This window comes from Hymenobacter sp. UV11 (assembly GCF_004684095.1).
In the GTDB taxonomy this organism is placed as follows: domain Bacteria; phylum Bacteroidota; class Bacteroidia; order Cytophagales; family Hymenobacteraceae; genus Hymenobacter.
In genome coordinates, this window is sequence record NZ_SRII01000003.1 from 578,791 (window position 1) to 591,195 (window position 12,405).

The 12,405-nt window shown below is 63.3% G+C and carries 13 protein-coding genes; 6 read left to right on the top strand and 7 right to left on the bottom strand.

What is annotated here, in order from left to right; translation table 11 throughout:
* The first annotated feature begins 46 nt into the window (after nucleotides 1–46).
* From E4631_RS07420 to E4631_RS07435, 4 genes are all read left to right on the top strand, one after another.
* The gene (locus E4631_RS07420; RefSeq protein WP_133658674.1) at nucleotides 47–688 is read left to right on the top strand and encodes a hypothetical protein; all 642 of its coding nucleotides are present in this window, start codon (nucleotides 47–49) and stop codon (nucleotides 686–688) included.
* 65 nt (nucleotides 689–753) lie between these two features.
* On the top strand, nucleotides 754–1,347 hold the full coding sequence (locus E4631_RS07425; protein WP_133658673.1) for a Crp/Fnr family transcriptional regulator: 594 nt from the start codon (nucleotides 754–756) through the stop codon (nucleotides 1,345–1,347).
* Between the two features lie 70 nt (nucleotides 1,348–1,417).
* Nucleotides 1,418–1,792, top strand: coding sequence for a DUF4260 family protein (locus tag E4631_RS07430; protein ID WP_133658672.1), 375 nt, complete (start codon nucleotides 1,418–1,420; stop codon nucleotides 1,790–1,792).
* Between the two features lie 184 nt (nucleotides 1,793–1,976).
* On the top strand, nucleotides 1,977–2,372 hold the full coding sequence (locus E4631_RS07435; RefSeq protein WP_135318596.1) for a hypothetical protein: 396 nt from the start codon (nucleotides 1,977–1,979) through the stop codon (nucleotides 2,370–2,372).
* A gap of 12 nt (nucleotides 2,373–2,384) precedes the next feature.
* On the opposite strand, the gene E4631_RS07440 is transcribed toward E4631_RS07435, so the two are convergent.
* The 7 genes from E4631_RS07440 to E4631_RS07470 all read right to left on the bottom strand — a co-directional run bounded on the left by E4631_RS07440 (nucleotide 2,385) and on the right by E4631_RS07470 (nucleotide 10,001).
* On the bottom strand, nucleotides 2,385–3,524 hold the full coding sequence (locus E4631_RS07440) for a putative sensor domain DACNV-containing protein (RefSeq protein WP_133658670.1): 1,140 nt from the start codon (nucleotides 3,522–3,524) through the stop codon (nucleotides 2,385–2,387).
* Between the two features lie 126 nt (nucleotides 3,525–3,650).
* Nucleotides 3,651–4,898 (bottom strand): response regulator, encoded by a 1,248-nt coding sequence (locus tag E4631_RS07445; protein WP_133658669.1) that lies wholly within the window; start codon nucleotides 4,896–4,898, stop codon nucleotides 3,651–3,653.
* A 15-nt stretch (nucleotides 4,899–4,913) separates the two neighbouring features.
* The gene (locus E4631_RS07450; protein ID WP_133658668.1) at nucleotides 4,914–5,360 is read right to left on the bottom strand and encodes a response regulator; all 447 of its coding nucleotides are present in this window, start codon (nucleotides 5,358–5,360) and stop codon (nucleotides 4,914–4,916) included.
* Nucleotides 5,361–5,370: 10 nt separating this feature from the next.
* Nucleotides 5,371–7,686, bottom strand: a complete 2,316-nt coding sequence (locus tag E4631_RS07455) for an ATP-binding protein (protein ID WP_133658667.1) — start codon at nucleotides 7,684–7,686, stop codon at nucleotides 5,371–5,373.
* Nucleotides 7,683–8,303 (bottom strand): biliverdin-producing heme oxygenase, encoded by a 621-nt coding sequence (locus E4631_RS07460; protein ID WP_133658666.1) that lies wholly within the window; start codon nucleotides 8,301–8,303, stop codon nucleotides 7,683–7,685. Before E4631_RS07460 ends, E4631_RS07455 begins: the two co-directional genes overlap by 4 nt.
* A 41-nt stretch (nucleotides 8,304–8,344) precedes the next feature.
* Nucleotides 8,345–9,391 carry a UDP-N-acetylmuramate dehydrogenase gene (gene murB / locus E4631_RS07465; protein ID WP_133658665.1) on the bottom strand — a complete coding sequence of 349 codons (1,047 nt, stop codon included), beginning with the start codon at nucleotides 9,389–9,391 and terminating at the stop codon, nucleotides 8,345–8,347.
* Nucleotides 9,392–9,446: 55 nt separating this feature from the next.
* Entirely contained in the window at nucleotides 9,447–10,001 is a 555-nt protein-coding gene (locus E4631_RS07470; protein ID WP_133658664.1) for a hypothetical protein, read from the bottom strand.
* 141 nt (nucleotides 10,002–10,142) lie between these two features.
* On the opposite strand from E4631_RS07470, the gene treA reads away from it, so the two are divergent.
* Nucleotides 10,143–11,792 carry an alpha,alpha-trehalase TreA gene (treA, locus tag E4631_RS07475; protein ID WP_133658663.1) on the top strand — a complete coding sequence of 550 codons (1,650 nt, stop codon included), beginning with the start codon at nucleotides 10,143–10,145 and terminating at the stop codon, nucleotides 11,790–11,792.
* 159 nt (nucleotides 11,793–11,951) lie between these two features.
* Nucleotides 11,952–12,248, top strand: a complete 297-nt coding sequence (locus tag E4631_RS07480; protein ID WP_133656198.1) for a transposase — start codon at nucleotides 11,952–11,954, stop codon at nucleotides 12,246–12,248.
* The last annotated feature ends 157 nt before the right edge of the window (nucleotides 12,249–12,405 follow it).

Consider the following 12,405-nt stretch of genomic DNA (forward strand, 5'->3'; position numbering starts at 1 on the left):
GTGCTTTCATGCGGCTATCTTAGGCGCATGAAAGCACTTGTTTATTTTGGCTGGATTATTGGCGGCTCTGAGTGGATGCCAGGAAAAGCCACCGGTATTCACCGTACTGCCGACGGAGAAGTTCGTTGGTTACGCCTTGAGCGGCGATACGTTACGCGTAGCCCATTTGCTGGCTCAGTACCATCGTTATGTGCTCCATCAGGCTGTGCTCATTGATGGCCGGGAAACTAAGCAATATGCCTTGCCGGTGCGCGTAGTACCGCCTGACAGTGTACAATTTGTTACGCACGATTTGCGCGCTCAATATCAATGGCGCCCGTGGGTAGAAAAACAGTCAGTAATACTATTTGTACAGGTAGAGCCCAGCCAGGATAATCAAGAGGAAACGCTCTGGAATATCGTAGCCGTGATGAATGAACGTAACTCATTGGAAAGCGACCTAGAAAAGGCTCTGCAACAAGCTAACCTGGGAAAATCAGTAGGTAGCGACCTAGGCCCCGGTGGGATGAATATCCTGTTTGAAGTAACGGACCCGGTATCCGCGCTGCCTATTTTGGTGCGAGCGCTGGAAGCCCGGGGTGTGGAGCAGCGTGCGCGTATTGCACGCCGCTTGCCGACCACACCAAATGACTGGCGCTACGAGGTGGTATATCCGGTGAATTTTAGCGGAAAATTTAACTCGATGTAGTGACAATAACTTGATAACTTGTAGCTTCTTGAACAGTCTTGGAACTATAAAATCGTATTGAAGTCATGCACCCGCTTCGCGCCTACATCCAGCGTTTTGTGCCGCTCACCGAGGCGGAGTGGGCGCCGCTGGCCGCCGCGCTGCGGCCGGTGCACCTGGCCCGCCACGCGCATTTTGTGGCGGCTGGCCAGCGGCGCGCCGAGCTTGGGTTGGTGCTCAGCGGGGCGCTGCGCCTGTATTACCCCCGCCCCAATGGCGAAGAGCGCACCACGTATTTTTTCTTTGAAAACCACTTGCTGGCCGATTACCCGTCCTGCTTGACGGGCCAGCCCAGCCAGCTCAGTATTCAGGCCTTGGCCGACTGCGAGCTGGTGGTATTCGATTACGCCGTGCTGCGCCGACTCTACGACGAGCTGCCGGTGTACGAGCGCTTTGGCCGGCTGGTGGCTGAATATCACCTGCTTGGCACCGATGCGCGGCTGGTCGAGCAGCTGCTGCTCTCGCCTGAAGAGCGCTACCGACAGCTGTTGCGCAGCGGCAAAACCAAGATTCTGGAACGGATTCCGCAGCACCTGGTGGCGAACTACCTGGGTATTACACCGGTGTCGCTGAGCCGCATTCGGGCGCGGGTGGCGGCCGAGAGCGGTAGTATTTCTTAGCTTTTGTTATCGTCGGGGGGTAGGGGCCGGGGGAAATTTGTGGGGTCAAACGACCAACCCAATAGTCCCCATGAAAACCCTGCTCACCCTCGACGAAGCTGCCTCGCTGCTGCTGGCCCTGCTCGTATTTGCCCACCTGCCCTACGCTTGGTGGTGGCTACCGGCCCTTTTTCTGGTGCCCGACCTGAGCATGCTAGGCTACCTGGCCGGGCCGCGCAGCGGGGCCTACTGCTATAATTTTATGCACCACAAACTGCTGGCCCTGGCGCTGGCCGCCGCTGGCTGGGGGCTGGGCCAGCCGGCGCTGCTACTGGCCGGCGTCGTGCTGCTGTTCCACATTAGCTTCGACCGCGTGCTGGGCTACGGTTTTAAGTTCAGCTCTGGCTTTCAGGATACCCACTTGAGCCGCACTGGTAAGCAGCCGGTGGCGGCGGCCGTGGCCTGATAAGGTCGAAGCTGCCCCTCGCAGGCGGGGTAGGCCTCGCTCACAGTAGCAGCATGTCGATGCGGTGGGACACGTTTGTGAGCCTTATCCCTTTCATCACGCGTAGCGTGGGGCGTTGGTAAAAAACGAGGGGGTAGGGGCCTACCTTTGCGGGCGTATGCCAACTAGTGCGCCTCTTACCGTTTTGCTAAAGAATGCGGCGGGCCAGGTTTTGGTTGACCCGGTCGGTTTTTTGCGCCTGCACTGGAGCGGGCCATTCCGCACCCTAGCCGATACCCAGGCTATGTTCACGACTGCCGCCCAGGCCCTGAATGAGCGCGGCTGGAGCAGGATTCTTGTCAATCAAGTATATATGCTACCTTTTACGCCGCAAGAGCAGCTCTGGATAAGCCAGGAGTGGCTGCCCACGGCCGTGCGCCACAGCGGCTACCGCGCCGGCGCCGTGGTGGTGGCCACCAACGTGATTACCCGCCTAGCCACGGCTTTCATCACTTCCAGCGCCCCCGAGCTGCCCCTGCGCTACCGCTCCTTCGACCTCGAAACGCTGGCTATCCAGTGGCTGCTGACGCAGCCAATTTAGGCGGCCCCAGGCTCACAGCAGCAGCACGTCGATGCGGTGGGCGTGCACCAACTGTAGCTCCGCCGACCAGGAGAAGACGGTAAAATTGCCATCCTGCGAGGCCACTAGGGCCAGGGCACCGGGCTGGTCGTGCACAAACTGCGCGGCGGCCAGGTGGCGCGTGCCGCCGTTTTTGGCCGGGTGCAGGCGGGTAGGGCTCGACCCCACCACGGGCTCGCTGAGCAGAATTTCCTCCACGGCGGTGCCGTCGGCGCGGCGCGTCACCTTGGCCCCGAAGCCCAGCAGCTCGAAGCGCCGGTTGATGATAGTGGCCCCGTCTACGGCCGTGAAGCCGCCCAGCACTTCAATGGCTTCGAGCAGGTCGTCCTGCCAGTCGCGGCGGGTGTGGTCAGGCTCGGCCAGCAGGCCCGAGATGCTGGTGTAGGCCGGCGCCACCGGGTAGCCCAGGGGCGAAACAATGGAGGCCCGCCAGGCCTCGGAGCCGGGCGGCACGGCCAGCAGCAGGCCGCCGCGCCCGTGCGCCCGCATGGCGCGGGCCAACTCCAGGCGCACATCCACGGCCGGGCCGCTGCCGGGCGCGGCGGGCTGCGCAATGGCCGGCAAGGCGGCCCGCAGGGTGGGGTAGTCGGCCAGGCCCTGCGTATCCTCATCCACCACCCGAATGTGGTCGCCCCGCAGCACGGCCACGTTCAAAAATTTGCCGAAGCCATCGGCCCGGCGATGCTTGGCCACCAGCAGGCCCGGCTCCACCACTTCGAGCACAAAGCACACCGGCGGCACCTGCGTGGTCGTGCCCCACACGTAGAGGCCCTCGTCGTCGAAGCCTACCCCCAGGTGAATACCCGGGTGCTCAACGGCCGGTGCCAACTTGATGAGTACCTGCGGTGTAAGGCGCAGGCGGTAGCCAAACAGCAGCGGGTGGCCGGCTTCTTCGGGCGTGAGCAGCGCCAGCGAAATGCGCGGCGGCCGGCCCTCTTCGCGGCGCAGGCTGGCCCAAAAGGCAACGTCGATAATGGCTTCGAGCAACGCCGCCGGTGGGGTGGGGGGTAGGGAATCGCAGTGCTGGGTGGCGGCTGCCCGGTGCTGCGCAAAGTGGACTTCGAGGGCCGGCGCCACCATGCGGGCCCCCAGGTAAGTAGGTTCAGAAAGCATAGAAAAAAGCGGTGCGGCGCGCTGGCCGCTACTGCATGCTTACCACAACAGCGAAAGCCGAAAAGTGCTTAGAAAGCGTGGGCTTGTAGTTGGGGCACTGGCCGGCGCGCGTGGCGCGGGCCACCGCTACAAGCACACGCTAAACGTGGTGCCCTCGCCCGGCTGGCTGGCTACTTCGATGTGGCCGCCCTGCGCCTGCACCAGCCGGTTTACCAAAAACAGCCCTACCCCCGTGCCGGGCGCCGCATCGGGGTGGAAGCGCCGAAACAGCTGAAATAACTCCTGGCCATGTGCCTGGAGGTCAATGCCCAGGCCATTATCCTGCACCACGAGCACGGGCCGCCCGTTGGCCAGGTGGCTGCGTAGCCGAATGCGGGGCGGGCGCTCGGGGTGGCGGTATTTGAGGGCGTTGGCCAGCAGGTTGAGCAAAATCGTGCGCAGGTTGCCGGGTACGTAGTGCACCGTGGCCAGCCCGGCAAAGTCGAGCTGCACATCGGCCTGGCTGGTCATTATCTGCGTGTGCAGGGTTTGCCGCACTTCGGCTGCTATGTCGGCCAGTGCCACCTGCTCGGCGGGCTGCTCGGTGGGCTGCCGCTCCACTTGCACCACGGTGGCCAGGTCGGTGATGGTGGTGGCCAGCACCCGCAGCGAGTTATCTACCAGCTGCCACATCTGCGGGGCCACGGGGTCGTCGAAATCGCCCAGGTGGCGCAGCTCATCAAACAGGCCGCGCAGGTTGTTTACCGGCTGCTTAAGGTCGTGCGAGGCCGCGTACACGAAGTTGTCGAGGTCGGCATTGGTGCGCGCCAGCTGCTGGTTGGTGGCCGCCAGCTCGGCATTGCGGGCCTGCACCTGCTCGTTGGCGGCCAGCAGCTGCGCATTCTTGGCGCTGATTTCGCGGCGCGTTTCCTCCAGCAGGTCCAGCGATTCGCGCAGCTGCTGGTTCACGTCCTGCAATTCGGAATGGTAGCGGCTCTGGTACTGTCGCCACTCGTTTTTCGCGATGGCGTGGTGCACCGTCTTATTCAGCAGCTCCTGGTCAAATCGCTGCTTAACCAAGTAATCGAGGGCGCCACCATTCAGGGCATTTACAGCCAGCTGCTCGTTGCCGCCACCCGTTATCATGACCACGCACAGGCTGTCGGCGGGGGCCAGCTGCCTGAGCTGCGCCAATAGGTCGAGGCCGTCGGTATCGGGCAGGTTGTAGTCGAGCAGCACGCAGTCGGGGCGCACGCGCTCAAACTCAACTACAGCTTCAGCCCCGGAGGCCGCCTCGGTAATCTCGACGCGCTCATGGCCCAGCTGCCGGCCCAAAAAACGTTTGTACAGCAGGCGGTCCTGCTCATTATCGTCAACAAGTAATATTTTCTTCACCGAACAATATAGGGCCTAGTTCAGGCGGGGCAATTCTGAGGCGTTGAGCCAATAATGAATAGTAAGCCGAATCTTTTCCTCCAGCGCGGCATATTCAATGGGCTTGGTGAGGTAGCTGTTGGCCCCCAGCCGGTAGCAGTCCTCAATATCACGCGAGCTGGATGAGGTGCTGAACACAATTACCGGGATGGAATGCAGCAGCGGGTCCTTCTTGAGAATATCCAACACGGCCCGGCCGTCGGTGCCGGGCAGGTTGAGGTCGAGCAGCACAATGGCGGGTAGGGTAGCCGGCCAGCCCACGGCCTTGCCATAGCCTTGCAGGTAAGCCAGGGCCTGGTCGCCGTCTTCGCAGCGCAGCACGGGGTTTTGCAGGGCGTGCTTGCGAAATGCCCGGCCCAGCGCCGTAAAATCTTCGGCGCTGTCTTCCACTACCAGTACCGGTTTTAAGGGGAAAGTATTCACGGTGATAGAATTATAGCGTAGATAAAAGCTTGGGAAGGGAGAAAAAGAAAGTAGCACCTTGGCCCAGCGTGGACTCTACCCACAAGGTGCCGCCGTGTTTTTCGGCCATCTTTTTGGCGATGGCCAGCCCGGCGCCGGTGCCCCCACCATATTTGTTGAGAGCATGTAAGCGTTTGAACAGCTTAAAGATATTATCGTGGTGGCGCGGGTCAATCCCGATGCCCTGGTCTTGTACGTAAAAAGTATGAAAAAAGGCTGAGTCAACTGGCCGGGCAGGCTCCACTTTATCCGTGCCTACCACGCCCAGTGTCACGGCTTTATCGGGCTGGTCGCTGTACTTCATGGCGTTGGTGAGCAGGTTGCTGATAATCTCCTGAAGGCGCAGCCGGTCGCCCTCCACGGTGGGCAGCGGCCCATTCACCCGCACGGCCGTGCGGGTTTGCTCGAAGCGCGGGCGCAGCAGGTCCAGCACCTCGGCCACTAGCTCGTTCATATCCACCGGGGTCACCTCCAGGTCGAGGCGGCCCGCCCGCGACAGCTGCAGCAGGCCCTCAATCAGGCCCTCCATGCGCTGGCTCAGGCGCACCAGCGTCTGTAGCTTGTCTACCCCGTCGGCATCGAGCTTGTCGGCGTAGTCTTCGAGCAAAAAAAGCGAGTAGTTATGAATGCCCCGCAGCGGCTCCTTGAGGTCGTGCGAGGCCACGTAGGCGAAAGAATCCAGCTCGTCGTTGCTGCGCTCCAGCTCGGTATTGAGCTGGCTCAGGGCCTGGGCGCGGGCGTGCAGCTCGTTGAAAACCTTGAGGCGCACATCGGAAATGTGCAGGCGAATCTCCTTGGCGGCTTCCACTTCGAGTGGCCGCCAGGGGGTAGCCGTGTTTTCAACCAGCTGCTTCCAGGCCTCAAACGACTGGCGCGGCGACAGGAAAATCTGGCCATTGGCCAGGCGCTCGGGCTTCTCGTTCTGGCCCGCCCAGGTCACGGTTTGCACCACCTCGGGCCGAAACCAGAGCAGGTAGTTGCCGGGCGCGTCGGCCAGCGCGGCGGCCAGAATGCCGCTCGCCGATGCGCGCATGGCCAGCCCCGCCGGGTTGAGCGCCGGGTAAGAATTCGTATGAAAAATATCCTGCCGCGCGTGGGTTTGCAGCCAGTCGAGCAACTCCCGAATCTGGGGCTCGGTGGGCGTGTTGCCCAGCAGGGTAATCTCGTTGCCAAAGCAAATGGCCGCGCCTCCGCAGTCAAACACATCGCGCAGCGTGGGCGATTGCCGGTAGAGGCCCTCCACAAAATTGACCTGGCCCGACACGTGCTCAAACAGCCGCGCCTGGCGCTCGCGCACCAGCAGCTGGTAGGCGCGCTGGTCAAGCTCCTCCTTGGAGTTGAGCAGCGCCGAAAACGTTTTGCCGATAAACTGGCACAGGTCGCGCAGTTCGTAGCTCACCAGGCGCGGCGCGCGGTGGTGGCACGTAATCATGCCCCAGAGCTGGTTGTTCTGGATGAGCGAAATCGTCATCGTGGCCGCCGAGCCCAGGTTGTGCAGGTATTCGAGGTGAATGGGCGACACACTGCGCAGCACGGCGAAGGTCATGTCGGGCGGGCGGCCGCTGGCGGGGTTGCGCACCGGCACCAGCGGCACCGGCACGTAGGAGGCGTCGGGGATGAAGCGCAGCCAGTTTTTGAGGTACATGGCCCGCGCCTGCTGCGGAATATCGGAGGCCGGGTAGTGCAGCCCCAGCCAGGGCGCTACGTCGGGATGGCGGTCCTCGGCAATAATTTCGCCGCTCTCATCGGCCGCAAAGCGATAGATGGCCACCCGGTCGAAACCCGTGATGGTGCGCACCTGCTCCACGGTGCGCTGGCAAAAAGTGAGCAGCTGGCCCGCCGCCAGCATCTCGCTCATGGCCGCGTTCAGCACCGACAGGTCGGGGGGGGTAGGGGCCGCCTCATCGAGGGGCTCAAACTCCAGCCACAGCAGCCCGTCGAAGCGGTGCAGAATCAGCTTATAAAACGGCGCACCCGGCACCTGGTCGAGGCGTACGCCCAGCAGCTGGTGCGCCTCGGTGAGGGTAGCGAAGCGCACGGCCACCTCGGCCGCGCGGGCCGGGGCCAGCAGGCGGTCGAGGCCCGCGCCGAGCAGCTCTTTGGCCGCAATACCAAGCAGGGCGGCCGTGTTCTCGCTGGCCTGCACCACGCGCTGCGTGCCGGGGTCGAGGCACAGCAAAAAGCCGTAGGGCTGAATAGCGCCCGGAATGTGAATCGGCTCGCGGTCGCAGTTGGTAAGGTCGATGGTAGCCGCCGCTTCCAGCAGGGTTTCGTCGGGTAAGCTCACGGTTGGTTCAGCCAGGCAGTTAGGGTTTGAAACGTCAGGCCGGCCGACGCCACGATATCGGCCTCCGTGGCGGGGGTAACCGCCGCGCCCAGCAGCCGGCAAAAGGTTTTCCAGCGCGGCCCGGTGAGCGCGCCGTAACCCGTGAAGTAGCGGCCCAAATCCAGGCCCGCTTTGGCCAGCTGCCGGGCCAGTACCTGCCCGCCCAGCGTGGAGCCCTCTAGCACGTACATGGCGCCCAGCAGCTGAGGTAGGGAGGCCAGCGGCGGCAGGGCCGGGCACTGCGGCAGTTGGTCGGCGGGCAGGTGCAGGTCGCTCAAAATCAGGTAGGCACGCTGGCGCTCGGGCACTTCCCAGGCTGGGCCCAGCGCGGCGGCGTGCTGGCGCAGGGCCTCCTCGTAGGGCACCAGAAAGCCGTACATCTTACCCAAAAACCACCGGGTAGCCGCCGCGCTGGGCGTGCCCGCCGCCAGCGCCTGGTTGAACTCGTTGAGTTCCAAGGCGTCGTGGTAGGGGCGGGTTTCGGCGCGCAGGCGCGCCAGGATGGTCGGGCCGGGCGAGGGGGGTAGGGCGTCGGTAATGGGGTCGGCCATCGGGTCGAGCGAGGGGGCAAAAAGCACAAAGTAGGCGCTAAATGCCTAATGGCGTGCGAAAGTTCAGCTTATAGGATATTCACCTCGGGGTGCAGCTCGATACCAAACTGCGTGCCCACGGCCCGGATAACCTCCTCCGCCAATTCCCGAAGCTCCTGACCCGTAGCGCCGCCGTGGTTCACCAGCACCAACGCCTGGCGCTCGTGCACACCGTGGGTGCCCGCGCCCGGCCCGCGCCGCATTCCCTTAAAACCAGCCTGCTCGATGAGCCAGCCAGCGGGCACTTTCACGCCGCCTGGCACGGGGTAGCCCGGCAGGGCGGGGTAGCGCGCCTTCAGCTCGTCAAACTTGCGCTGGGAGATTTCAGGATTCTTGAAGAACGAGCCCGCGTTGCCGATTTCGGCCGGGTCGGGCAGCTTCGAGCGCCGGATGTGCACCACGGCGTCGCTCACGTTGCGGGGGGTAGGCTCGGCCTCAATGCCCAAATCAGTGAGCGTATCCTGGATGGCGCCGTAGCTCACATTCACTGGCCGGCCGCCGCTGGCCCGGTGCAGGCGCAGCACCACGGCCGTTACCACAAACTGGCCCTTCAGCGGGCCCTTAAACACGCTTTCGCGGTAGCCAAAGCCGCATTCTTCCTTGTTAAAAACCCGCAGCTCGCCGGTGCCGATTGCCAGCGCCTCCAGCCGCTCAAAGGTGTCTTGTAGCTCGGCCCCGTAGGCCCCGATGTTCTGGAGCGGCGCCGCGCCCACCGTGCCCGGTATCAGCGACAGGTTTTCGATGCCACTCAACTCTTGGTCGAGGGTATACTCGACCATTCCATGCCAGCTTTCGCCGGCCCCGGCGCGCACCAGAGCCGTGTGCGTGTCGTCGTCTTCACTGATAATTTCCAGACCCTTAATCTCATTTTTTAGTACCACGCCGGCAAAGTCCTGCGTCAGCAGCAGGTTGGACCCGCCGCCCAGAATGAGCAGTGGCCCCGCCTGCACGGGGGGTAGGGCCAGCAGGTGGCGCAGCTCCTCGGCCGAGGCGAAGCGGGCAAAATAGCGGGCCGTCACATCGAGGCCAAAGGTGTTAAAAGGGCGGAGCGAAACGTGTTCTTCGAGATGCGGCATGGCGCAAAGGTCGGACTGAAGCGCGGACTCGCAGCGTCCGCGCTACCCCCATAACTTACTTCACGTTGGCCTTCACGTTGAACTGTGAGTCGGCGCGCACCTTGGTATCCTGGGGGAGGGGTTTGGCCAGCTCGGCGGTGGTGAAGAGCGTGTAGTTGCCACTGCGTAGGTACTTATCGAGCTTGTTGCCGCTGGGCGTGAGGCTGATGGTCGTCTGGCCAGTGGGCACGGGGCTGAGCGAAGCCAGCAGCACCTTATCGCTACCCGTGGCATCGGTGGCGATGTAGAGACTGATGCTTTTCAGAAAGTCAAACGTCTGAGTACTAGGGTCGGTAGTAGTGAGCGTAAGCTTATCAAGGGTCACGTCCTGTACGTAGTCGGCAGTCGTATTATTACCCGCGTAGGTGCTCGAGGAGTTCGACGACACCGCGATGCCCGGCAGCGCCAGAGCGGTATTCAGCACCAGCCCAGTGGCCGGAATAGTAAAATTGGTAGAGTCGCTGATTTTGAAATTGAGAAGATTTACGAGCTTCTGGCAGCTAATGACGGCGAGTAGCAACAGGGACAGGGATAGGACGAGCCGAAGCTTAGGCGATAGGATATTTTTCATAAAAAAAGCCCTAGCAATAGTCGTGCACAAGTATGGTAAATGGGCATGGACAGCAGTATTTGGCTCGCGCAACGACTGCGGCGCTCAGCTACATGCCCAATAATCAGCAACTTTGTGGCTTCCTACCCGCCGCCCTACCCCATGAAAAACATCGTATTCGGTGCCGGCCTGCTGCTGGCCAGCCTCGTGGCCCAGGGCCAGCCCACGCCGCGCCAGCTCTATCCCGGCCTGTTTGAAGCCATCCAAACGCAGCGCGTCTATGCCGACGGCAAGACCTTTGTAGATGCCCTACCCACCGCGCCGCCCACCGAGATAGTGGCCGCCTACGAACGCCAGCGCACCCAGCCCGGCTTCGACCTGAAGGCGTTTGTGGGTCAATATTTCGTGCCGCCCGTGGCCGGCACCGACCTCTACCGCAGCAATGTGCAGGCCGGCATCCGGGCGCACCTCGACACGCTGTGGACGGTGCTGAGCCGGCCGGCGCAGGGCAGCGCGCAGCCGTATTCGTCGCTGCTGCCGCTGCCGCGGCCCTACGTGGTGCCGGGCGGACGCTTTCGCGAGATGTACTACTGGGACTCGTACTTCACGATGCTGGGCCTGCGCGAGGCGGGCCGCACGGCGCTGGTGCGCGACATGGTGGCCGATTTTGCCTCGCTCATAGACCGCTACGGGCACATTCCGAACGGCACGCGCACCTACTACCTCACCCGCTCGCAGCCGCCGTTTTTTGCCCTCATGGTGCAATTGCTGGCCGAAAGTGAAGGCCCCGGCAGCCGGGCGCTTACCCAGTTCCGGCCCCAGCTGCTGAAAGAATACGCCTACTGGACCGCCAACGGCGCCCAGCCCGCGCCCGGCACCGCCGAGCGCCTGGCTGTGCGCATGCCCGGCGGCGAGCTGCTGAGCCGCTACTGGGACGATAGCGACCAGCCCCGCGAAGAGTCGTACCGCGAAGATGTGGAGGCCGCCAAAACCAGCCCCCAGCCGCCCGCCGAGTTTTACCGCAACGTGCGCGCCGCCGCCGCCTCGGGCTGGGATTTCAGCTCGCGCTGGTTTGTGCCCGGCAAAGGATTGGAAAGCATCCGCACCACCCGCCTCGTGCCCGTGGACCTCAACTGCCTGCTGCTGACTCTGGAACAAACGCTAACTATGGCCGCCCAGCAGGCCGGCGACTCCACGGAAGCCCCGCACTACCGCAAGCTGGCCGGCCAGCGCGCCGCCGCCATCCGCCGCTACTGCTGGGATGCCAAGGCGGGTTTCTACTCCGACTATGACCTCGATACCCGCCAGCCCACGCCGGCTCGCTCGCTGGCGGCCGTGTTTCCGCTGGCGTTCGGGGTGGCTACCCCCGCGCAGGCCGGCCAGGTGGCGCAGCACCTGCGGCAGGAGTTTCTGCGGCCCGGCGGGCTGCTCACTACCCCCGTGCCCAGCGGCCAGCAGTGGGACGCCCCCAACGCCTGGGCCCCGCTCGAATACCTGGCCATCCTGGGCCTGAACCGCACCGGCCAGAACGTGCTGGCTGATACCGTGGCCCACCGCTGGCAGCGTGTGAACGTGCGCGGCTTTCAGCAAACCGGCAAGCTGCTGGAGAAATACAACGTAGAAGCTGCCGGCACCGCGGCCGGTGGCGGCGGCGAGTACCCCCTGCAAGACGGCTTCGGCTGGACCAATGGCGTGCTGCTCACGCTGCTCGATGCGGCGCGCACGGATAAGTACATCGGTGTGCGGCCCAAGCAGCCCACTCCGGCCGTGCGGCCCAAGGGCAAGGCTGCGAAGCGGGTGCCGGTGCAGTAGGCGCGGTAGGCCCCAACGGCACCTCACCCCCTAGCCCCCTCTCCCGTGGAGAGGGGGAACTAGCTCTAGCATAGCCTCTAGCGTTTAGACTAGAATTAGAAGTTAGTTTGAGGTGGTCGAGTAATTGTGGACAGAATAGGGTCTTATCTTTCGAATGTCATGAGAGACAGTCCCCTACCTACCAAACGTCGGCGCTATGATGCCGCCTTCCGGGCCGAGGCCCTGCGCCTGGCCAGCGAGAGCCGCTCCACGCAGGCCGCGGCGCGCGCCTTGAATATTGACCCGAAACGCATTTACAAGTGGCAAAAGCAAGTCCTTACGCCGGTGGCGGCCGCCCAGGGGGCGGAGTTGGACCCCGCCACGGCGGCGGAGCTGCGTCAGCTGCGGGCCGCTAATCGGCGGCAGGCACAGGAGTTAGAAATTTTAAAAAAAGCCATCGCCAGTTGCCTGCTATGAGCGCAGGCTCTCGCAGACACCGGACCAATGAGTCGTTACCGATTCATCGAAGCGCAGCGTGCCCACTACCCCGTGCGGCTGCTCTGCCAACTGGTGGAGGTGCCGGCTAGCGGCTACTACGCGTGGCAACAAGCTCAGCACCAAAAGGTAGCGCAGA